This is a genomic window from Exiguobacterium sp. PvP048 (genome assembly GCF_040549175.1).
In the GTDB taxonomy this organism is placed as follows: domain Bacteria; phylum Bacillota; class Bacilli; order Exiguobacteriales; family Exiguobacteriaceae; genus Exiguobacterium_A; species Exiguobacterium_A artemiae.
Genome location: NZ_JBEPSU010000001.1, coordinates 879,240 through 900,892 on the forward strand (window position 1 = coordinate 879,240; position 21,653 = coordinate 900,892).

Sequence of the window (21,653 nt, forward strand, 5' to 3'; positions counted from 1 at the left end):
TTTTTCATTCATTCAAAAAGGAAATCAATTCATTTTTTTCAACGGCTTCACAGCCGGACCTTCAAGCACGTTCCCCTCGTAATCAAATCGCGAACCGTGACACGGACAATCCCATGACCGTTCCCCGTTGTTCCATTTAACATCGCATCCCATATGCGTACACGTCGTCTTGACAAGATGGAGTTCACCGGCTGAATCCCGGTACCCGCCGACCGTCTTCCCGGCATGCCGGACGAGTCCCCCTTCATCGATGCCGAGGTCGTCTGCCGATTGACTGGCACGTGTCACTTTTCCTTTCAGCAATTCAATCGCGACATCGGCATTGTTCTTCGCGAATTGTTTCGCGTCCTGCTTATGCAGCTTCGACCGGTTCGGATCAAACAATCCGCGGAAACGATTTGGCGCTCCGGTCAATAAATCGGACAAGAGAAGGCCTGCCGCAATTCCGTTTGTCATCCCCCACTTGGCGAAGCCCGTCGCAATCAGGATGTTCGGATCGTCACTCGTCATCTGTCCGATATACGGCACTTTATCAAGTGAGATCAGATCCTGCGCCGACCAGAATTGGTCGATTTCAGCTACACCAAACTCACTCGCCGCGAAATGGGCCAACGCTTGATAGTTCGTTTTTGTATCCGTCTGATGGCCCGACAGATGGTTTTCCCCGCCGAAGAGTCCAAGCCGTTTCCCGTCTACCGTGTGCACATGACGGAGCGAGCGGCTTGGTTTATCGGCGCTCATGAACATACCGTCCGGGAAATCCTCCTGGACCAGTCCCGAAACGATATACGACCGGTCCACTTCGAGTTTCGAGAAATAGAGTCCCTTAAAATCGTTGAACGGAAAGTGTGTCGCGACGATGACCTTTTTCGCTTCAATCTGATGACCCGATTCAAGTAACACGGTCGGCGTCCGTTTCGACTCGACAGACGTCGCCCGTGTCTGTTCGTACAGCTTCCCGCCTCGTTCCGTGAAATGACGGGCAAGACCAAGTAAGTATTTGACCGGATGGAACTGGGCTTGCTGACGGATGACGAGTGCCTGCTCGACCGGATACGGCAACTTGGCTTTAACCTCGTCCGTCGCGTCCCCTCCATTAATACCAAGCCGGCTGTAGGCATCCGCTTCCTTGGTCAGTTGCTTGTGTTTTGGTCCGTTTGAAGCAACATAGAGATAGGCATCCTGTTCCTCGAGCTCACACTCAATCCCAAGACGTGTCGTCTGATCCCGCAGGAACCGAATCGCTTCTTCATTTGCTTCGTGATAGAGTTTCGCTTTCTCTTCGCCGAATGTCTGAATCAATTCGTCATAAATCAAGCCATGCTGTGATGAGACCTTCGCCGTCGTATAACCGGTCGTCCCGCTCGCAATCCGGTCAGCCTCGATCAACGTCACGTCATAGCCCCGTTCAATCAATTGAACGGCTGTGACGAGCCCTGCAATTCCGGCCCCTATGACGACGACATCACTCGTCAGGTTATCGTCTAGCTGTGGATAAGTTGAAGGTTCAATCGAAGTCCGCCAGTACGATGTTGGAAATCCATCCAGTTGCTTCATTTTGCCCGCCTCCGTAAATGTCAGTTTTTCTTTCCTTAGCTAACAGTTACAGTTACCCTTGTTCCGCTTAAACCATTCTTTTTTTATACTTTTTTATCTTATTTGAATCTATCACCCTTTACACTGTAATCATTTCCTTATCCATCAAATAAATTAGTAAAATTAAGGGAAATTTAATTTATACTATCCTTATATTGATAAAACAAAGGAGATTAATTATGTCATTTTTACTGGGAGTTTCTTTAATCGCTATCATTATTGTGATAATCAAGCATCATCATGAACTAATTCCTCAACTACGCGCGGGATCGTTAAACTTAAAGATAGGTGTATTTTCTTTAGTCGTCGGATGGATCATTCACATTTCGAGTAATATGACTGGATTCAATGAGCTGTTGATTGTTAATCAAATCAATTCTGCCTTTTTCCTCTTAGCATTTATTTGTCTTATTGTTGGAGTAACGAAATTTATTAATCGTTTACCATTGAACTTTAATCGAAGATTGATGATTTTTACACTGATTTTAGCGTTCGCTTATACCATAATTAATGAACAGTTTTCGTTTTTAAGTTACTTAATCCCAGCAACATTTAACTATAGTTGGATTTCATTCTTTCTGTATATTATTGTTGTTTGTTGCCTCATTATCGAAGTCTATCACTTCATCTTCACCGGGAAAGTATCCAACGATGTATCCGCTGAAGATAACCGATTTTAATTTGAGTCACACTTTATTTCTTAGTTTTTCAACCTGTCTCCCTTTCGGATTCAGGTTTTTTATTTTTTCCCGAACACCCTCTTGGATAAGTAGAGTTATCCTCTGTTTTCAAATCGTCTTTTTTGAATCATGCCAACGGTTTTCTAAACTTTCGAGACGCAAAATCCCTCTATTTCTCGCGTCCAAAACAAAAAACCACTTGAAAAACCACCTGTTTCCGCCACTCGCTTCAGGATAACTCTACTTATACTGAAACTACCGCGGAATACATAGATATGCATATCTCAGATTGGATTCTCTTATAATGAATGAAGCGTTAAAACAATGGATACCCCTCGTCAACTCTCTTCTCTCCCGTCTCTCGATTCATCCGAATGAACAGGATGAATGCCGCCAAGCCGCACTACTCCGACTCTGGAAGTCGATCGAAGAAGGCAAGGTCATGACCGTTACCTTCGCCCGGATTCGTGCGAAGGGAGCGATGCTCGATTACTTAGCAACCCGCAACCGGACGCTCGCCGGTGAAGTCGCCGTCGAGACGTTACCGGAACTCCCCCGTCAGCAGCAAGTCTCGTTCACCTACTTACTCGATCAACTGAAACAGGAACTGTCCCGGAAGGAATTCGCGATCCTGCAAGCTCTTCTTCACGGTAATGAGGACACCCTCGGTTACTCACCGGCCCGCCTCCGATCTCTTAAGTCGGAACTCAAACAGAAAGTCCAGGACATCCTACTATGATGACGTTTTACTTGGAGCGGTTACTGACGATCATCGAACAGTCACCGAGCTACAGTGCGCTGACGAAAAAGGCCTATCGTGCCGACGTCCGTCATTTCTGTACCCACGCCGAAACGATCGATATCCCTTCCATGCATCGCTACATCACGTTGTTAAAACAAACCTACGCCCCGACAACTGTCTCCCGGCGAATCAACGCGCTTGCAACACTATTTGACGCCTTAGTCGCTGAAAAATCTATTCCCTCGAACCCCTTATCCCGAATTAAGAAACCGACCCGTCCGTTACCGAAACACCGGACTGCCTTCAGCTACACCGATGCCCGGCGTGTCATCGAGACATTACACGACGAGACGATGTATACGTTCTACTTTCTGCTCTTACATACTGGTCTTCGCTTCAACGAAGCCCGACAATTACGTCGGACCGATCTCGACCTGACCGAACGGCAACTGTTTGTTCGTCATGGCAAGGGACAGAAAACACGCTACGTCCCGCTCCATGACGAGTTGGTCACTGTCCTGATGCGCTATCTCGATGTCCAACCCAATGATGGACCCTTATTTCAAAACACGACTGGCGGCTTGCTGGATCCGAATCAGACGCGAAAACAACTCCGGCTTGCTAGTCAACAGATCTTAAAACGTAGACTCCGACCACACGATTTACGGGTCACGTTCGCGACGACGATTTACCGGGAACATCGAGCGGATTTACTGACCGTCATGCGTCTGCTCGGACATAGTGATGCGAAGACAACGCAACAGTATATCTTACCGTCATCAGAAGTCGCCCGTTCTTCAATTAACCGTCTCATGCCGATAACGCATTGATGATGTGTTGGAGCTTCGTTTCCTCCGTCAGGATATAGCCTTCCGTTGTTCGAGAGCTGCCGTGACCGAGCAATCGTTGAATCTCAAGTAATTTACGGTTGCCTGTCTGATAGAGATAGGTCGCAAACGAGACACGTAAATCATGCGGATGTAACGGTCTCCCGCTCATAGCAAGCGACTGTTTAAGTAATGCATCACGAGCCGACTGTTCATTGATGGCTTTGCCTCGGACAGACTGAAAGACGAGTCCTGTCTTCCGTCCTTCTAAAAACGTTCGAAGCTTACTCACAAGTCCTTCTCCAAGCGGTATTGTTCTTAAGCGTCGCCCTTTCCCGTGTCGCACAAGTAACGTCGACTTCGCAAACTGAATATCCTCGATCGACAACAAACGGGCCTCCATAAAGCGGAGGCCCGTTTGACTGATTAACTCAAAGAAAACACGATAGGTCGGATGATTGATTTGGCGAATTGTTTGAATCGATTCTTCGAGTGGATGATGCTCACGTTGTTGGACGTGCTGATGAACGATTGGACGGACTTGTTTCATCGGATTTATTTTGATCCGTTTTGCTCGGACCAGTTCATTTCCCAGTGCCATCAACGCATGGTATCGTCGCATCGCCGTTGCTGGTTTATAGTGTTGAATCAATTGATCAAAATATGCTTGAAGAGACTTGACCGACCATCCCACACAAGAATTTTTCATCTGCCGTAGATCACTTCGATAAGCTTTGATTGTCGATTTACTGTAATTAGTTTCATTTCCCAAGTAATAATTCAAGTATATAAAGTGATTCATTAAGCAAACCTCCTTTAAAGAGTGTCCTATATAAATCCCCATTTTATTTTTAAGCTAATCGTTTTATTCTGACTAATTATTTAGTCATTTTTCTAAAAAAATCAAACTATTGAATATTTATTTTTTTGAAGAAACTAAGCAACTTTTCTTTGCCTATTCACTATTTTAATTATTTTTAGACCTAAATTAATTGTAGGAATCTCTAAATATTTTTGTAAAAAGTGAGCAAAAAAGATTGAGTTTAAAATTACGATTAATATTAAAAGTTCAATTTTCACAGTACCACGTAACATATTAACAAAAGCCATTAATACAATTGGATGAACTAAATATAAACTAAATGAAATTCTCCCTAGATATAGTAAAAAAGGATTTCCTAAAAAAACTTTTATATATTTTGAACTTAGTACTAAAATAAACAACAAAAAAACACTAAACGCTATAGTAAAATCAACTATAAAATTAAAAAATAAACTTGTACTAATTTCTTTACTATATTTCATTGAGCCAATTCTAGGAATAATCCATTCGTTTGTAATTCCTAAAAGTGTTACTAATCCGACAAATACTCTAAATTTTATAGTCATTTTTTCAAATACTTTTGATAAACACAACTTATATTTTGCTAACAATACTCCAAAGAGAAAAAAGATTGAATAATAAAATGTATATCCGATGTTGTTTATGAAAAATGAAAAGCTGCTAGGCGGCAAATATAAGTATAAACACACACAAAAAATCCAAATAAATATGAATATAAGAAAAGAGAATATACTAAATAAAATTGTTTTATTCAATTTTTTTCTATTAATAAAAATTATTATAAATGGTAAAATTATAGAAATTCTCATTTCATGAATTAAACTCCAAGTAACGGTATTTAAATTATGTATTCCTTGTCCTGACATAAGCAACATAGAAACAAATAATTTTAAACTAACTTCTTCTGACCACATCCAGTTAAACCAAATGCTCGTAACTTTAAAGTTATCATCCATTAGGGAAAAATTCGTGTAGACCTTATATATCAAAAAAGACAAAACTAAAATGGATACGTACGGGATATATATTCTACAAATCCGTTTTATTAAGTAATTTTTATAATGAAATGGTCTCCCATCAATCTGAGGTAATGACAATACAAAACCACTAAGTACAAAAAACAAAATAACCATCTCATGTCCCGCCCACAAAATATGCACCGGAGAATATGAAATAATATTAATTAATATATCTGAGTTATCGCGGTGAAGATGAGATGCATATATTGATGGAATTACTAGTAAACAATGGTGAATTAAAACAATTAATGAAGCAATACCTCTGATTGAATCGAGTTCTTCGTATCTCGTTTTCAATTCTACTCTCCTTTCTCCTTTTAACTTTTTTAAATACAATAAAACACTCAGTAATATTTTAATATTACTGAGTCACATTAAAAGAATTCTAAGTTTATATTTCCTAAATTAGTCACGACTATACAAATCACGTGTATATACTTTATCTTCAACATCGCTCAACTCAGGATGCATCCGATTCGAAAGAATGACATCCGATTCTTGCTTAAACGCTTCAAGATCACGAATGACACGAGAATTGTAGAATGTATCTTCCATCAATACAGGTTCGAAGACTGTCACTTCGATTCCTTTTGCCTTGATCCGTTTCATGATGCCTTGAATCGACGATGCCCGGAAATTGTCTGAATCAGTCTTCATTGTTAGACGATAAACCCCAACGACTTTTGGGTTTTGTTTGATGATTGTATCCGCAATATAGTCTTTCCGTGTCCGGTTTGCTTCAACGATTGCCCCGATGATGTTATTCGGTACTTCATCATAGTTCGCCAACAGCTGCTTCGTATCTTTCGGAAGACAATAACCACCATATCCAAACGATGGATTGTTGTAGTGGTTTCCGATTCGGCTATCAAGCCCGACACCTTCAATGATTTGCTTCGTATCAAGATTACGGACTTCTGCATACGTATCGAGTTCGTTAAAGAACGCGACACGCATCGCTAAATACGTATTGGAGAATAACTTGATGGCTTCAGCTTCTGTTGAATCTGTCAAAAGAATCGGCACATCCTTTTTAATGGCTCCTTGAAGTAAGAGATCAGCAAACTGTTGTGCCCGTTCTGATTGTTCACCGACGACGATACGTGATGGATAAAGATTGTCATGTAGTGCCTGTCCTTCACGCAAGAATTCCGGTGAAAAGATAATATTTGGTGTATCAAACTTCTCTTTTAATTCTTGTGTGTAGCCAACCGGTACCGTCGATTTGATGACCATCGTCGCATCCGGATTGATGGCAAGGACTGTCGCGATGACGCTCTCAACGGTTCGAGTGTTGAAGTAGTTCCGTGTTGGATCGTAATCCGTTGGAGTCGCAATAATAACAAATTCAGCATCTTTATATGCTTCGAAATTATCGGTAGTGGCATGGAGATTCAATTCTTTGTTTTGTAAAAAGTTTTCGATTTCAGCATCAACGATTGGTGATTTCCGATCATTGACGAGCTCGACACGTTCTTTAATGATATCGATCGATGTGACTTCATTATGCTGGGCGAGTAAAACCGCCATAGAAAGACCGACGTACCCTGTTCCTGCTACTGTAATTTTCATTTCAAGTCTCTCCTTTCTTATAATTTGACGTTGTAGTACTGTTTATACCAGTCAACGAATTTTCCAAGACCGTCTTCAATTGTTGTGCTTGGTTTAAAGTCAATATCACGCTCGAGTTCGGAGACATCTGCGTAAGTGCGAAGAACATCACCTGGCTGCATCTCCATATACTGTTTGTTCGCTTCTTTACCGATTTTTTCTTCCAACACATTAATGAACTTCATTAATGGGACGGGACTATTATTTCCAATGTTATAAACACGGTAAGGGGCGAAACTCGCACCCAGTTCGTCAATACTTTCATCCCAGTTCGGATTCTTTTCTGGTTCAAGTGGAATGAGTTTGACGATTCCTTCTACAATGTCATCGATGTAGGTGAAGTCACGCTCCATTTTTCCATGATTAAACACTTTAATTGGATTGCCCTCAAGGATATCTTTCGTAAAGGAGAAGTAAGCCATATCTGGACGTCCCCATGGACCATATACTGTAAAGAATCGAAGTCCTGTCGTTGGGATATTGTAGAGATGACTGTATGTATGTGCCATCAATTCATTCGATTTTTTAGTCGCGGCATAAAGACTGACTGGATGGTCAACATTATGATTGGTCGAGAACGGTGCAATCTTGTTTCCACCGTATACAGAACTAGACGAGGCATACAGTAAATGCTCGACTGGATAGTTCCGACAAGCCTCTAAGATATTAAGGAATCCCGTTAGATTTGAATCTAAATAGGCATAAGGATTCTCAATAGAATACCGGACTCCTGCTTGGGCTGCTAAATTAATGACTACTGCCGGTCGATGTTCTTCAAAAATTTTATTAATGCGCTCTCGATCCGTTAAATCACATTCAACAAACGTAAAATTTCTATTATCGTTTAGCTGAGCTAGTCGATCTTTTTTTAAATTTAAGTCGTAGTAAGTATTCATATTATCCAAACCTATTACGCTATAACCATGATTCGTTAACTGATTTGATAAATGCACACCAATAAAACCAGCGGCACCTGTGACTAAAATTTTCGCAGTGACATTCACTATTTTCACACCTTATTTTCTAGAGTTTTTTCTTTAAATCTTGCTAAAGAAGTTTTCCATGTTGGCACTGTATAATTCAACTTGCTTATAGAGAGTAAGCTGAGGATTGAATTTTGCGGACGCTCTGCTTTTTGTGGAAAAGCATCTGAATTACATGGATTTACTGTTGTAGTGGTGTCTGCTAGAATTTCTGTTGCAAATTCATACCATGAACATGATTCGTCATTAGAAAAGTGATAGACTCCACCTGGAATTTTAGAATCTCCAACAAGATATAACATAAATTGTGCCAAGTCTTCTGAAAACGTCGGCCGACCAAATTGATCAGCAACTACATTGAGTTCAGAGCGCGTTTCAGCTAGTTTCATCATTGTATAAACAAAGTTATTACCGTGAACTCCAAATACCCACGAAGTTCTGATAACGTACCCATCTTTATTTAAAATATTCTGTACAGCTTGTTCTCCAGCCAACTTAGCTTTGCCATACTCGTTCAATGGGTTAACTTGATCTGTCACTTCATACTCGGTTGTTTTTGTGCCATCGAATACATAATCCGTACTGACGTAAATCATTTTTGCTCCAGCTTGCTTCGCTGCTTTTGCAACATTTTCTGTACCTGTCGCATTGACGAGCCAATTCATTTCTTTTCCTTCATCTTCAGCTGCTTCGACATTTGTATAAGCAGCTGCATGTAGAATCCAGTCCGGTTTAATTCGTTGAATTGTTTCTTCAACAACTAGATAATCCGTAATATCTAAACCCTGCTTCGTAAAAGCTACAACTTCATATGATGAGGAGTCGACTAAATGAACTAAATCCGTACCTAATTGTCCATTGGCACCTGTAATTAAAATAATTTTCTTCATTTCACGAGTTCTGCTTTTTCTTTAAGTGGACGCCACCAAGCTTCGTTTGCTAAGTACCAGTCAATTGTTTCAACGATCCCTGTATCAAACGTATATTTTGGCTTCCATCCTAGTTCTGTCTCTAACTTGATTGGATCAATCGCATAACGGCGATCGTGCCCTAAACGATCTTCAACATATGTTACCAAGTCTTTCGAAACATCTAAGCGGTCAACAATTAAATCAACGATTTGATTATTTGTTCTCTCGTTATGTCCGCCTACATTATAAACTTCACCGGATTTACCTTTGTGGAAAACTAAATCAATTGCCGCACAATGATCGGTTACATGAAGCCAGTCACGAATATTTTCACCATCTCCATAAATCGGGAGATTCTTTTGATCCATTGCATTCGTAATCATTAAAGGAATTAATTTTTCCGGGAAATGATACGGTCCATAGTTATTTGAACAGCGCGTAATATTGACATCCATACCGTATGTTTCAAAATATGAACGGACTAACATATCTGCACCAGCTTTAGAAGCTGAATATGGACTATTTGGTGCAAGCGGTGTATCTTCCGTGAAGTATCCTTCAGCTCCAAGCGAACCGTACACTTCATCTGTTGAGACTTGAACATATTTCTTCAACTTGTGCTTACGAGCAGCATCTAACAGTGCCAATGTTCCTTGAATATTTGTTTCGACGAAGACTTCTGGATTCAAGATACTGCGATCCACGTGCGACTCAGCAGCAAAGTTAATGATGCCGTCTACTTTATAATCTGTAATCAGTTGATCTAACAAATCACGATCTGTGATGTTTCCTTCTACAAAAACATGTTTAGGATTATTGATTAAATCAGCCAAACTTTCTTTGTTTCCTGCATAGGTTAGTAAATCAAGGTTGATGATTGTATAGTCAGGATATGTATTAAGCATATGACGGACAAAGTTACTTCCAATAAATCCAGCACCACCAGTAACAATTAAATTCATTATTTTTCACTCCATTTAAAGTTATTTTCCGCATCTTTCAACATCGGGTGTTTTGTATCTTTTTCTGACAAAATTGGGCTTGATACTGGCCAATTAATTTTGAGTTCAGGATCGTCCCATTGAATACCACGATCATGTTCAGCCGAATACAATTCATCTACTTTATAAAGAACATTGACATCCTCAGTCAATGTACAAAAACCATGCGCAAAGCCTTTTGGAACAAGTAACTGACGTTTATTATGTTCACTTAAAATGAATCCTTCCCATTCTCCGTAGGTCGGTGAACCAATTCGCATATCAACCACTACATCATAGATTGCTCCTGTTCCCACTCGAACGAGTTTTGTTTGTGCCTTTGGTTCCAACTGATAATGCATACCGCGTAGCACACCGGCTTCTTTAGAAAGCGAATGATTATCTTGAATGAACTCATGTGTAATATCCAAATCGTGAAAAACTTGACGATTATAGCTTTCCATAAAAAAACCGCGATGATCGCCAAAAACGTTAGGTTCTAGTAAAAGAACGCCTTCTAATTTACTTTTTATTGCTTTCATAAAGTAAGACCTGCTTTCTTCTCAGAAGTATCTTTCACTGTTTTCGCAACATGAAGTAGGTATTGACCATAAGCATTTTTTTGTAATGGTTGCGCTAATTCAATCAACTGCTCTTTAGAAATGTATCCCATTCGATATGAGATTTCTTCAAGACAAGCGATTTTTAGTTTCTGACGTCTTTCAATAGTTTCGATAAACGTCGATGCTTCAAGCAATGATTCATGTGTTCCTGTATCAAGCCATGCAAATCCGCGACCAAGTAACTCGACACGTAAGGAGTTGTCTTCAAGGTAGCATTTGTTTAAATCTGTAATTTCAAGTTCTCCTCTTGGCGAAGGCTTTAACGATTTAGCAAAATCCACGACTCGATTATCATAAAAATAAAGTCCAGTAATAGCATAATTACTCTTAGCCATTTCAGGTTTTTCTTCAATTGAAATCACATTCTGATTCTCATCAAATTCAACGACACCAAAACGTTCAGGGTCGTGAACATGATATCCGAAAACAGTAGATCCTTCTTTTAAGGAAGCTGCTTTTTGAAGCAAGTCCGTAAACCCATGACCGTAGTAAATATTATCGCCTAATACAAGGGCTACTGAGTCATCACCAATAAATTCTTCTCCAATGATAAAGGCTTGGGCAAGACCGTCAGGTGAATCTTGGACTCTGTAAGATAACGAAAGACCCAACTCTTTTCCATCACCAAGTAGTTGTTCAAAGCGTGGTGTATCTTCTGGAGTTGAAATAATTAATATATCTTTAATTCCGGCTAACATTAAAGTCGACATGGGGTAGTAAATCATCGGTTTATCATATACCGGTAGCAATTGCTTAGAAATTGATTTAGTGAGTGGATACAATCTTGTTCCACTTCCTCCTGCTAAGATAATTCCTTTCATACATTATTCCTCCAATTTATTATTAAATTTGATAGTAAATAAATAAAATGCGTATGATACTACACCAATCAAAAAACGTTCATAGTTACTTTGATATAACATTGAAATGATAATAAACGACATGATAACTAAATTTTGTGTAAAAATACTTTTACTTTTCTTCAATCCTAGTAATTTTTCAACGATAATTTCTAATATTATGCTTCGTAAAGCAATACTTAAAATTAGTACTAATAACACATACGTAACGCTTTCTAAGTATTGAACAATGATATTAATAGAAAATATAGAAAACATTAAAACAAAAATATTGACAACTAATATCTGTTTCTCTTTTCTATAAACTTTTAAATAAGTATTGTACAAAATATTCACTTTTGATTCATATAGTACAATAGGCAAAATCAAATAAATATATTTAAAAGAATCTTTATATTGTGGCAACCACATTTCCATGATCACTATTAATGGAACATAGATCACAAAAATTATAGGAAGAAAAATATTTAATTTCCTTCTTAAATTAGTGTATATATTTTTGGAAGCATCGACATTTATTCTTCTTAAGTGTGGAAATAATATCAACCCAATTTGATTAACAAACATCAGGAAAAAGCTTACTATTATTAGTGAAAACGATATTACTCCAAATGTTTTTATTCCCCATTCACTTTCAATCACTAGCCTAGGGTATCCCATAATAAACAATCCTGACAGATTTGCAAATAACAAGGAAATACCTACAGTAACATTTCCTCTAATTAGTTTAAGCGTAAAACTAAGACTTCCAAACTTAGAAAAAACTAAATCTCGAAAATTAAATATCAAATAGACAAATGAAACAACCTTACTAAGAGTAAAAACAAAAATATATGCTTCATATTCACCGATATTATTTATAATCAAAATAAATATACAGCCAACGAAAAAAAATTTTTCTATAAAAATAGAAGTAACGTATCTTTTTATTTCGTTAGTTGCTTGTAATAAATACATTAAAAAGAAACTTCCGTTAGTTATAGGAATTAGTATAAATGTAAATAAAAATACTAAATTTTTGTCCATAGAGAATTGAAAAAAGTTAGTTATAACGAGTAAGATCAATGAAACAAATAACTGAAATAATAAAGATATTTTAAATTGAGAGGAGATATTTATTAAGTTTATTTCGCTTCTTTTTTTCCCACCCTCTTTAAGATATATTCCATCGTTCAAACCCAAGTGAAAAAAACCAATATAAGCTGTATACAGCAAAAAAAGTTGCCAATAACTAAAATCAATTACTCCCATAAATTTTGGAACAATTAATATCATTATTACGTTGACCATCAATGAAAGTATTTGTGCACTTATTGAATATAAAAAATTTGCCAATAAAGGATTTTTTATTTTCTTTAAATTTAATATCATTTTTCTAAGCCTAGTTTCTTATTTTTAATTTTTAAAGGTGATTTCTTTTCAATAATGAAATAATAAAGCATAAATACACCTAAAGCTTTTACTATTCCATTTAAAGATAGAACTAACATGAATAATCGTTCTTCAATGGCTCCCTCTGAAATTGGATAATAAAACATCGCAAATATTATTATTAAGCTACTTATTTTGGAGGTGTTTTTAATAATCATTAAGATGGTTGTGTACATCATTCCTATAAAAAACTGAATAAATATCATACCTGCTATTGAAAAATCTTGAATATATCTTCTTAAAGGTGTGTATACATTAACGCTATCATAGCCAATATAAAAATTTTCTAAAGGGGCTCTTAGTTTAGGAAAATTAAATCCTAACTGGTTTAAAGATGCATATATTCCAAACAAAGTATTACTACCAATCCATTCATTTGAATAAAATACTGGTGCTTTTAAAAAGATGTCTAGTCCTACTATAGATCCTCCAACATAGAGAGATAAAGTTCTAGAAAACCCTAAAAAACTTTTATCAGTCAAAAATCCTAAGAGGAAAAATGCTAACATAAATACAGCAACAGATATTAATGAATAGGCCAATAATTTTGTATTTTTCGAGTTCCACCCATACTTCTTTTTATATAAGATAAAAAATGTAATTAATGTCATCGTTAAAATTTGAATAAATATTTGTCTACCTGTTGTTAGTATCATTTGCAAACAAAATAAAATAATTGGTAGATATAAAAATTTATTCAATTTGTCATTAGAATAAAAAACTTTATTATATATAATATAAAATATGTAAAAATATGCAATCGAATTACTAAAGGCTAGTGAAATCGATAAAAACGTGTTAAATCCATACTCTGAAGTCTGACTTCTTGCATACTTTAACATCATCATTACGCCTTCATTGTTACCGCCTAAAATGGATAATTTATATATTTCTATAAATGTCCAAATAAATACCATTGTCATATACACAATACTAAATGTTAAAAAAAGGTTACTTAAATGAATTTTATCAGCATTATTATCAAATATTTTTTCTCTGTTTTTTTTCTTTTTAGGGTTAAATAACATTCGAATTAACAGTTCCCCAGCTCCAAGAGATATAGAAGCTAAAAAGATTATGATCACTGTTTTTTGAGAAATATCAATATTCCAATTTGTATAGTTTAACATAACTGCAAAGCTGCTTATTAGATATACAGAGTTTGATATAAACCATGGAGAGATAATATCTTTTCCTGATAAAAAGTAAGATATTAATGTTAACATCAATAACATTATTACTAGGATAAAAATCATCTTATAATCCTTTCTTCCTTTTTGTCATTTTAATACCATCTTTAATACCTTTCAAAATGTACAAAAATTTCTCTTTTTTTTCATTTTCTAATAAAATAGTTTTCAAGCTTAATTTTACAACACTGAGTATTTTCTTTATTTTTTCATTTTTATTTTTAGATTTACCAGATAAATAAATTAAGTTTCTTGAAATGTAATATTTTCTGTGCTTATTATGATTTTGAACAGTATGAGATCCGAAGAGAGTTTTTTTGACCTCACTGTTTCCGATTTCATGATTTAAAATTACATTGTTGACCTTTATTACAAAATAACCTTTCTTTAGGACACGTTCGCAATATTCAAAATCAACAAGATCAATAAACAAGTCATCATCAAACCCTTTAACTTCTTTCCAAACCATTACATTGTTTAAAGACGCAGATGTAATTGCGTTTTTTACGTAAATAAAGCTCTCTTTTTCTATTATTTTATTGTCTTGTGCCTCTATAAATCCTATATTTCTATCAAATACTTTCGGAGATATCACTGCAATTCTTTCAATCTCTAAATATTTTTCATATTCTTTTATTATATTTTCAGGTGATATAGAATCTTGATCTAAAGTTAGCACCCATTTTATTTGATTTTCAAAGGCATGATTCATTAACAAATTTAAAGCTGTCGCAATTCCTAAATTTTCGTCGTTTTTAATAATAAAAATCGCTTTTTTGTATTTTTTTATTAACAATTCTATTTCATTTATATTTTCAGAATCATTATCAATAATAACTAATTTTTCAACTTGGTTTATTATGCTATTAATATTTTGAGCTAGTGTATTTATTAAAGGATTATATGTAACTATTCCAGCCATGATTTTCATTTATTAGTCCTTTCCTTAATTAATATACCTTCAAAATAATTTTTAGCTTTGTAAGAAGGTTTAAAATTAAGCTATTTGTTTTGATTTTATTATCGAAAATAAGTTTTAAATAATTAAAATTATTTTTTTTATAATTAACAATTTTTTCTAAAATAGCTTTATTTTCTTTACTTAGAGAAGTATTTTCAATATCTAGAAAATTTTCTAATAATATTTGAGCTGTATTATAATTGTAATTTTTATTCTGTTTAATTATTTTTATCTCTTTTTTCAATCTTCCGAAAAAACCCTGATTAATACCTGTAACATTATTACCATGCTGTCTATATTTTATGTAAGAATTTTTATCTAAACTAATCTTGGCATTCAAACAAAGACAAATTTTATATAACCACGCATCATGACCACCTAGAGAATATTTTACTAATCCTTTAGAAATTATTTCACTAACTATATTTTGATTAAAGACCATTGTACATCCTGATATATTGAACCTGCTTAAAACAGAACCTAAAGTTAGACTATTTTCATCGTAACTTTTAAATCCTATTTTTTCTAAATTGCTATTTACTATTTCTAAACTTGAAAAATACAACTCATATTTACTTTGATAATTATTTTTTTTCAGTAACTTTATAGCGCTTATTAATTTTGTCTCTTCCCAATAATCATCTTGATCACAAAATGCATAATAATTAGAACTATGATTACTAAGTTCAATTAGTTTCATAAAGCTTTTTTTGTATCCTACATTTTCACCTGGGAATATATAGATATTATTATATTTTTTTTTATATTCGCTAAGAATTTGCATTGTATTATCTGTAGAACCATCATCCCTAACAAAAATTTTAAGATCTATCTGTTTTTGGTTAACTACACTATCTATTTGTTCTTTTAAAAATTTTTCTCCATTGAACGTAGACATTAACACACTTACACTTTCCATAAATTTATCCTCTCTTAACTTTAGGTAATACAAACTTTTCACCCAAAATATAATCAAATTGATCTTCCGAAAAATAAATATATCCAGTCCATGGATAGAACGTTAGCTCACCAAAATAAATTTTATTGTTAACCCAATAGAGATCAACTCGAACGTGCGGAAAATCTTGAGCTAATTTTTCTGCAATTTCAATCATTCTATCTAAGCCTTCTGGTTTCTCAACATTTTTTTCGATTTTAGGATAATCAGTACTTGTATTAATATAATCCCAATCTCTAGTATAGATATTTCTTTTATGGCTTATATCTCTATCTACGTCTACTACTATGTATTCTGCTTTACCATTAAAACAAAATATTTTATAGTCGTTTATTCCAGAAAATTCGTTTTCGTTATCTTCAATTAATTCTTCGATTATAATTTTAGATTCAATATTTTTATACGCCCATTCTCTGCTAGCAGAAAATATATTTCTATTCATCCAATGGTTTAATTTTTGTTTAACTTTTTGTAAATCAAAATCATTTTTATTTGTACATATATAATTTGTACCACTTCCATTTGTTGTTTTAACTATGAATTTATCTGGTAATTGATTTAAATTGATTGAATTTGGATCGTTGTAGACACCATAAAGTTCAACTAAGATGTCTTTTAAGCCTTTGCTCTCTATGTACTCTCGGACTGAAAATTTATCAGCACACTTTGTCATGAGCGGATCCCGATAATTTATTTTGTACCACTGGGCTTTTTCAGAATACCTTTCAGGATTTTTCAAATTTAATTTTCTATTTAACTTTATTCTGTATTGTATTTTCAACATTATTTTATCCGGTACAAATTTCACTAAATTTAACAAGGTAAATCTAGTTTCTTGATTTTTTATAATCTTTTTATAATCCACTACTTAACTCCACCTTTTCATACAATTAATCAGCTATGTTTTTTTATTGCAGATATATATTTTTTAACAACAATACTTCTATTAAACTGATTTTTAATTTTCTCTCTAGAATTTTTACTCATCTCTTGTATTGAATTACTTGTAGATGTTAGCAAAAAAGAATCAATTTTTTTAGCTAAATCTGTATAATTCTTAGCTTCAAAAGTATATCCGTTTTTATTAACTTCTATAGTTTCTTTACAACCAGGTATATCCGAAGCAATTAGTACTCTTCCCATTGCACCAGCTTCTAACAATACATTTGAAATGCCTTCTCCACCATGTGAAGGTTGAATTAAACAATGAACATCTTCGATAAATGGTTTTACGTTTGCTTGATATCCTAAATAATTTATAATACCTTGTTCATCATAAGAATTTATTTTATTAATTAATCCTTTTTCTGTAGATTCTATAAAACCAACGACATCAAACCGTACTTTTACATCATGATTTTTTTTTACTATTCTCGCAGCATTTAAATACTCTTCAATACCTTTATCTTTCATTATTCTTCCAACAAATATAAAGCGAATTTCATCTATACTCGGCAAAGGTTTTAAAGTATACTCCGTAAGGTTAACACCTGATCCAGGAATCACCTCGTAGTCACTTTTGACAATTCCATTTGTTAAAAGTATCCTTTCATCATTAGTGTTTTGGAAAAAAATCTTAGAAGATTTCTTTAAGCCTAATTTGTATAACATCACCAACATTTTTTTTAAGATATTAGGTTCTTTAAAACCACTACCTAATCCAGTAATATTAGTTAAGTACGGTATTTTCAATAAAGAACAAGCAATACCTCCATAGAGATTTGGTTTTATAGTATAAGTTAAGACTATGTCCGGCTTATGTCTCTTTAGAATTTGTAAGTAATGTTTAATTAGATTTAAATCTTTTATAGGATTCGTTCCTCTACGATCAACATTTGTTTCAATAAATTTGCAACCCCATTTTATCATTTTAGGAACTTTATCATCATCATAAGGCATAGACAAATAAACTTCGTATCCATCTTTTAATAACTTTTGAATCAATTCTTTTCTGAAATTATAAATAACAAATGCATGATTCCCAAGTAGCATGACTTTCTTTTGCTTCATATTTACTCATCCTCACCTAGCTATTAACAATACTTTTTTGTATTGACGTCTCAAAATCACAAACTTGATATTCATTAGATTTCGAAAGATTTTTATTATAGATTTTATTCCCAAATATTTTATTAATGATGTTGATTTTTTTACTGGCTAATCTTATTAAAAAGTTAAATGAAGAAGTAAAATATATTTTACGGCCATTGTATCTGGCAGCAACTTCAATGATTTGTTTTGTACTTACGTACTCTGTATTTTGAGGATAAAATACCCCTGAACTCTTGTTAATTATTATTTGTTCAATTAGACAATTTAAATTATCAATATAGATCATACTTCTCTTATTATTTAAATCGATAAAAACAGGAGTAATTTTTGCTAATTTTATTATTTTCTTAAAGTTTCCTTTGCACTCTGGTCCATATACAATTGGTGTACGAATTACTGCTGTTTTAAATTCTTTGCTATTCATTGATTGAATTTGTAAATCTGCTTGTAATTTGCTATCTCCGTAAAAGTCTGCGGGAGTTGGAATTGTATTGTTGTTGATGCTACTATAATCGCCAATTCTATTGTCTAATCCATAAACAATAATACTGCTCATAAAAATAAACTGTTTTATATTTTCTTTCTTAGCTTTTTCAGCTAACTCAATCGTCAAGTCTCTATTGATTTGGTAATATAACTCTTTAAGCTTTGGATTACGAGAAACATGGGCTATACCTGCAAGATGTAAAACAGTATCATAGGCACTAAAATCAGCTTTACGCCATTCTTCTCCTCTTACAGAAATATAATTCAACTCAATTTCTTTATTGACTAATTGGATCCATTGTTTAAACTTCTTTCCTATATAGCCATTCTCACCTGTAACAAGAACTTTTTTCATCGCTGTTTACTCCTTCGTACTTGCAACTTCTTTTACAGCAATCTTCCCGGTACCACCCTCAACCACTCCATCGCTTTTTAGAACGCTAAAGATTGTTGCAATGAAACAACGTGTATCCATCAAAATTCCCATTCGTTGAATATACTCTCCATCAAGCTTAGCTTTAATCTCAATCGGTAGTTCATCACGACCATTGATTTGTGCCCAACCAGTCAAACCCGGTAATGTGTCATTAGCTTGGTACTTATCACGTTCATCGATTAAATCGTATTGATTCCATAAAGCGGGACGTGGTCCAACGAATGCCATCTCACCTTTCAAAATGTTAAATAACTGTGGTAATTCATCGAGGCTAGTTTTACGCAAAACTTTACCAACACGCGTAATGTATACATCTGGATCTGCTAATAAATGCGTTGGAGTATCATTAGGTGTTTCAATATACATCGTTCGGAATTTTAGAATATTAAAATGTTTTTTATTTAGACCAACTCGTTTTTGTTTAAAAAATACTGGACCTCTTGATTCGATCTTAATTGCAGCCATGATCAAGATAAAAACAGGAATTAAAACGAAACAAGCAACAAGGGCAATCAAAAAACCCAGGGGACGTTTGATTTTTAAGTAATTCAAATTTCATTCCTCCTTTTTATATACGGTTTATCAAACTAAATTTTCTTCGCGTACAACCACATCATTCGCAATATCGAGTAAAACATTTCTTAACTGCAGTGGTGTTTCTTTATGTCGATCAACTAAATTTAAAATGTTCATGACCGGTTCTTTTTGTCGTGTTCGGCCAACGAAGATTTTTGGATAAATCGCTTCTGGATCCACTTCACCGTCTTTCAGAAGTTCTTCATACATTTTCTCACCCGGACGAATCCCTGAGAACACAATCGGCATTTCGTCTTCTGTAAACCCACTCAGCTCAATCATATTTTTTGCAAGATCCACGATTTTAACCGGTTCACCCATATCAAGAACAAACACTTCTCCACCATCTGCTAAGATACCAGCTTGAATGACTAAACGGCTTGCTTCTGGGATTGTCATGAAGAAACGTGTCATCTCTGGATGAGTGACAGTAACAGGTCCACCCGCTAAAATTTGTGACTTAAACAGTGGAATGACAGATCCACGACTACCTAATACATTTCCGAAACGAACAACAGCGAATTTCGTTTTACTGCGACGCCCCAGTTCTTGGACAACCATTTCTGCAATTCGTTTTGTTGAGCCCATGACGTTCGTTGGATTCACGGCTTTATCGGTTGAGATCATGACAAATCGTTCTGCTTGGAATAAGTCAGCCACTTCAGCCACATTTTTTGTTCCGTATACATTATTTTTGACTGATTCGTACGGATTTGCTTCCATTAAAGGGACATGCTTATGAGCTGCTGCATGGAAAACAACCTGTGGTTTATGTGTCGCAAACACTTCTTCCAATCGCGTTCTATCTTGAACGTCTGCAATAATTGGAACTAAGTTAATTGGAAACTGAAGTCCACGTAATTCTCGTTCGATCAGGTAAATACTGTTTTCTCCATGACCAAGTAGTACAATCGTTGTTGGATTAAATTGAATGATTTGTCGGCAAATTTCTGATCCGATCGACCCACCAGCTCCGGTGACAAGGACTGTTCGTCCTTCAATCTCTGATTTAATTCCTGAAATATCGAGTTCGACCGGCTCACGACCAAGTAAATCCTCAATTGAAACATCACGAATCGCACTGACAGAAATCTTACCTGTAATCAATTCCTCAATCATTGGCAACGTTTGGACGTTTTTACAAAGCGTTTTCGCTTCCGTGATTAGTTCAATCCGTCGTTGTTGTGTGAGTGATGGAATTGCAAGGACAATTGCTTCAATCTGGTGTTTTTCAATAACAGATTTCAAGTTTTTTGTTGTTCCAACAACTTCAATCCCTTGAATCACGAAATGCATATTTTTCGGATCATCGTCCAAAAAAGCAACAGGCTTTAACTCATGAAACGGTGACGCGTACAATTGTCGGACTAACGAACGTCCGGCTCGACCAGCTCCAATTACAAGCGTGCGTTTACGTGACTTGACCATCCGGCGAGGTAATGCATATTTGCGCCAATGTTGACCAATTCCAAGTAAGCGCAACGCGACACGAATCGCACCGAGCAATAATAAAGAAATACAAAAACTAAGAATTGTGATCCGTTCGAGCACTTGTCCAAACACAAAGTTTTGATAGACCATTAAGCCAATCGAACTTGCACCAAGTGACAACGATAACGTCAGTGCCTCCTGAATACTTGCGTACTTCCAATTGACACGGTACAGCTTCATTAAGAAAGCCAATGTGACGAACAACAAAGCAAAGACAGCAGCTGATTGCAGTAACAACTGACTATCAATGAGTTCAAATAATTCTTTAGGATATAAGAAAAAATAAGTAAATCCCATCGCAAGCCCTAAAGCGACGGCATCAATACACGCTAATGTCAGGGTTCGGTAATAATAGTAGAATTTCAAAAAGCAATCTCCTTTCTATTTATGATTGGT

At 35.2% G+C, this 21,653-nt stretch carries 20 protein-coding genes; 2 read left to right on the forward strand and 18 right to left on the reverse strand.

Features of this window, described 5'->3' with window-relative positions:
* Positions 1-24 precede the first annotated feature (24 nt).
* Complete coding sequence (locus ABIC15_RS04350) at positions 25-1,557, reverse strand: FAD-dependent oxidoreductase (protein ID WP_354019815.1); 1,533 nt, start codon at positions 1,555-1,557, stop codon at positions 25-27.
* A gap of 1,023 nt (positions 1,558-2,580) precedes the next feature.
* Between ABIC15_RS04350 and ABIC15_RS04355 the strand changes: the two genes are divergently transcribed.
* Together ABIC15_RS04355 and ABIC15_RS04360 are read left to right on the forward strand one after the other, a co-directional pair.
* A complete protein-coding gene (locus tag ABIC15_RS04355) occupies positions 2,581-3,015 on the forward strand; it encodes a sigma factor (RefSeq protein WP_354019816.1) in 435 nt (144 codons plus the stop codon).
* Complete coding sequence (locus ABIC15_RS04360; RefSeq protein ID WP_354019817.1) at positions 3,012-3,848, forward strand: tyrosine-type recombinase/integrase; 837 nt, start codon at positions 3,012-3,014, stop codon at positions 3,846-3,848. The genes ABIC15_RS04355 and ABIC15_RS04360 overlap by 4 nt, the downstream gene beginning before the upstream one ends.
* Here ABIC15_RS04360 and ABIC15_RS04365 read toward each other — a convergent pair.
* The 17 genes from ABIC15_RS04365 to ABIC15_RS04445 form a co-directional block, all read right to left on the reverse strand.
* On the reverse strand, positions 3,829-4,647 hold the full coding sequence (locus ABIC15_RS04365; RefSeq protein WP_354019818.1) for a tyrosine-type recombinase/integrase: 819 nt from the start codon (positions 4,645-4,647) through the stop codon (positions 3,829-3,831). The two genes, ABIC15_RS04360 and ABIC15_RS04365, sit on opposite strands and share 20 nt — an antisense overlap.
* A gap of 134 nt (positions 4,648-4,781) precedes the next feature.
* Entirely contained in the window at positions 4,782-6,005 is a 1,224-nt protein-coding gene (locus ABIC15_RS04370) for an acyltransferase family protein (protein ID WP_354019819.1), read from the reverse strand.
* A gap of 108 nt (positions 6,006-6,113) precedes the next feature.
* Positions 6,114-7,280 (reverse strand): nucleotide sugar dehydrogenase, encoded by a 1,167-nt coding sequence (locus ABIC15_RS04375; RefSeq protein WP_354019820.1) that lies wholly within the window; start codon positions 7,278-7,280, stop codon positions 6,114-6,116.
* A 17-nt stretch (positions 7,281-7,297) separates the two neighbouring features.
* Entirely contained in the window at positions 7,298-8,323 is a 1,026-nt protein-coding gene (locus ABIC15_RS04380) for an NAD-dependent epimerase (protein WP_354019821.1), read from the reverse strand.
* Positions 8,324-8,328: 5 nt separating this feature from the next.
* A complete protein-coding gene (gene rfbD, locus ABIC15_RS04385; protein ID WP_354019822.1) occupies positions 8,329-9,192 on the reverse strand; it encodes a dTDP-4-dehydrorhamnose reductase in 864 nt (287 codons plus the stop codon).
* Entirely contained in the window at positions 9,189-10,175 is a 987-nt protein-coding gene (rfbB, locus tag ABIC15_RS04390; RefSeq protein ID WP_354019823.1) for a dTDP-glucose 4,6-dehydratase, read from the reverse strand. The genes rfbD and rfbB overlap by 4 nt, the downstream gene beginning before the upstream one ends.
* Positions 10,175-10,735, reverse strand: a complete 561-nt coding sequence (rfbC, locus tag ABIC15_RS04395; protein WP_354019824.1) for a dTDP-4-dehydrorhamnose 3,5-epimerase — start codon at positions 10,733-10,735, stop codon at positions 10,175-10,177. The genes rfbB and rfbC overlap by 1 nt, the downstream gene beginning before the upstream one ends.
* Positions 10,732-11,637, reverse strand: a complete 906-nt coding sequence (gene rfbA, locus ABIC15_RS04400) for a glucose-1-phosphate thymidylyltransferase RfbA (protein WP_354019825.1) — start codon at positions 11,635-11,637, stop codon at positions 10,732-10,734. The genes rfbC and rfbA overlap by 4 nt, the downstream gene beginning before the upstream one ends.
* 3 nt (positions 11,638-11,640) lie before the next feature.
* Positions 11,641-13,047, reverse strand: coding sequence for an MATE family efflux transporter (locus ABIC15_RS04405; protein ID WP_354019826.1), 1,407 nt, complete (start codon positions 13,045-13,047; stop codon positions 11,641-11,643).
* Positions 13,044-14,363 carry an O-antigen polymerase gene (locus ABIC15_RS04410; RefSeq protein WP_354019827.1) on the reverse strand — a complete coding sequence of 440 codons (1,320 nt, stop codon included), beginning with the start codon at positions 14,361-14,363 and terminating at the stop codon, positions 13,044-13,046. The genes ABIC15_RS04405 and ABIC15_RS04410 overlap by 4 nt, the downstream gene beginning before the upstream one ends.
* A gap of 1 nt (position 14,364) precedes the next feature.
* Entirely contained in the window at positions 14,365-15,228 is an 864-nt protein-coding gene (locus ABIC15_RS04415; RefSeq protein WP_354019828.1) for a glycosyltransferase family 2 protein, read from the reverse strand.
* A gap of 19 nt (positions 15,229-15,247) precedes the next feature.
* Positions 15,248-16,177: a glycosyltransferase gene (locus tag ABIC15_RS04420; RefSeq protein WP_354019829.1), complete on the reverse strand. Its 930-nt coding sequence runs from the start codon at positions 16,175-16,177 to the stop codon at positions 15,248-15,250.
* 4 nt (positions 16,178-16,181) lie between these two features.
* On the reverse strand, positions 16,182-17,081 hold the full coding sequence (locus ABIC15_RS04425; RefSeq protein WP_354019830.1) for an ATP-grasp fold amidoligase family protein: 900 nt from the start codon (positions 17,079-17,081) through the stop codon (positions 16,182-16,184).
* A 29-nt stretch (positions 17,082-17,110) separates the two neighbouring features.
* Positions 17,111-18,226, reverse strand: coding sequence for a glycosyltransferase family 4 protein (locus ABIC15_RS04430; protein ID WP_354019831.1), 1,116 nt, complete (start codon positions 18,224-18,226; stop codon positions 17,111-17,113).
* A gap of 16 nt (positions 18,227-18,242) precedes the next feature.
* On the reverse strand, positions 18,243-19,109 hold the full coding sequence (locus ABIC15_RS04435) for an NAD-dependent epimerase/dehydratase family protein (RefSeq protein ID WP_354019832.1): 867 nt from the start codon (positions 19,107-19,109) through the stop codon (positions 18,243-18,245).
* A gap of 6 nt (positions 19,110-19,115) precedes the next feature.
* Positions 19,116-19,742 carry a sugar transferase gene (locus tag ABIC15_RS04440; RefSeq protein ID WP_354019833.1) on the reverse strand — a complete coding sequence of 209 codons (627 nt, stop codon included), beginning with the start codon at positions 19,740-19,742 and terminating at the stop codon, positions 19,116-19,118.
* A gap of 30 nt (positions 19,743-19,772) precedes the next feature.
* Entirely contained in the window at positions 19,773-21,623 is a 1,851-nt protein-coding gene (locus tag ABIC15_RS04445; RefSeq protein WP_354019834.1) for a polysaccharide biosynthesis protein, read from the reverse strand.
* Between the last annotated feature and the right edge of the window lie 30 nt (positions 21,624-21,653).

What these genes read in the sequence shown, in the direction of transcription:
- ABIC15_RS04350 (WP_354019815.1), bottom strand. Translation starts at nt 1,557, where the DNA reads ATGAAGCAACTGGATGGATTTCCAACATCGTACTGGCGGACTTCGATT.
- ABIC15_RS04355 (WP_354019816.1), top strand. Translation starts at nt 2,581, where the DNA reads ATGAATGAAGCGTTAAAACAATGGATACCCCTCGTCAACTCTCTTCTC.
- ABIC15_RS04360 (WP_354019817.1), top strand. Translation starts at nt 3,012, where the DNA reads ATGATGACGTTTTACTTGGAGCGGTTACTGACGATCATCGAACAGTCA.
- ABIC15_RS04365 (WP_354019818.1), bottom strand. Translation starts at nt 4,647, where the DNA reads ATGAATCACTTTATATACTTGAATTATTACTTGGGAAATGAAACTAAT.
- ABIC15_RS04375 (WP_354019820.1), bottom strand. Translation starts at nt 7,280, where the DNA reads ATGAAAATTACAGTAGCAGGAACAGGGTACGTCGGTCTTTCTATGGCG.
- rfbD (WP_354019822.1), bottom strand. Translation starts at nt 9,192, where the DNA reads ATGAAGAAAATTATTTTAATTACAGGTGCCAATGGACAATTAGGTACG.
- rfbB (WP_354019823.1), bottom strand. Translation starts at nt 10,175, where the DNA reads ATGAATTTAATTGTTACTGGTGGTGCTGGATTTATTGGAAGTAACTTT.
- rfbC (WP_354019824.1), bottom strand. Translation starts at nt 10,735, where the DNA reads ATGAAAGCAATAAAAAGTAAATTAGAAGGCGTTCTTTTACTAGAACCT.
- rfbA (WP_354019825.1), bottom strand. Translation starts at nt 11,637, where the DNA reads ATGAAAGGAATTATCTTAGCAGGAGGAAGTGGAACAAGATTGTATCCA.
- ABIC15_RS04405 (WP_354019826.1), bottom strand. Translation starts at nt 13,047, where the DNA reads ATGATATTAAATTTAAAGAAAATAAAAAATCCTTTATTGGCAAATTTT.
- ABIC15_RS04410 (WP_354019827.1), bottom strand. Translation starts at nt 14,363, where the DNA reads ATGATTTTTATCCTAGTAATAATGTTATTGATGTTAACATTAATATCT.
- ABIC15_RS04415 (WP_354019828.1), bottom strand. Translation starts at nt 15,228, where the DNA reads ATGAAAATCATGGCTGGAATAGTTACATATAATCCTTTAATAAATACA.
- ABIC15_RS04420 (WP_354019829.1), bottom strand. Translation starts at nt 16,177, where the DNA reads ATGGAAAGTGTAAGTGTGTTAATGTCTACGTTCAATGGAGAAAAATTT.
- ABIC15_RS04430 (WP_354019831.1), bottom strand. Translation starts at nt 18,226, where the DNA reads ATGAAGCAAAAGAAAGTCATGCTACTTGGGAATCATGCATTTGTTATT.
- ABIC15_RS04435 (WP_354019832.1), bottom strand. Translation starts at nt 19,109, where the DNA reads ATGAAAAAAGTTCTTGTTACAGGTGAGAATGGCTATATAGGAAAGAAG.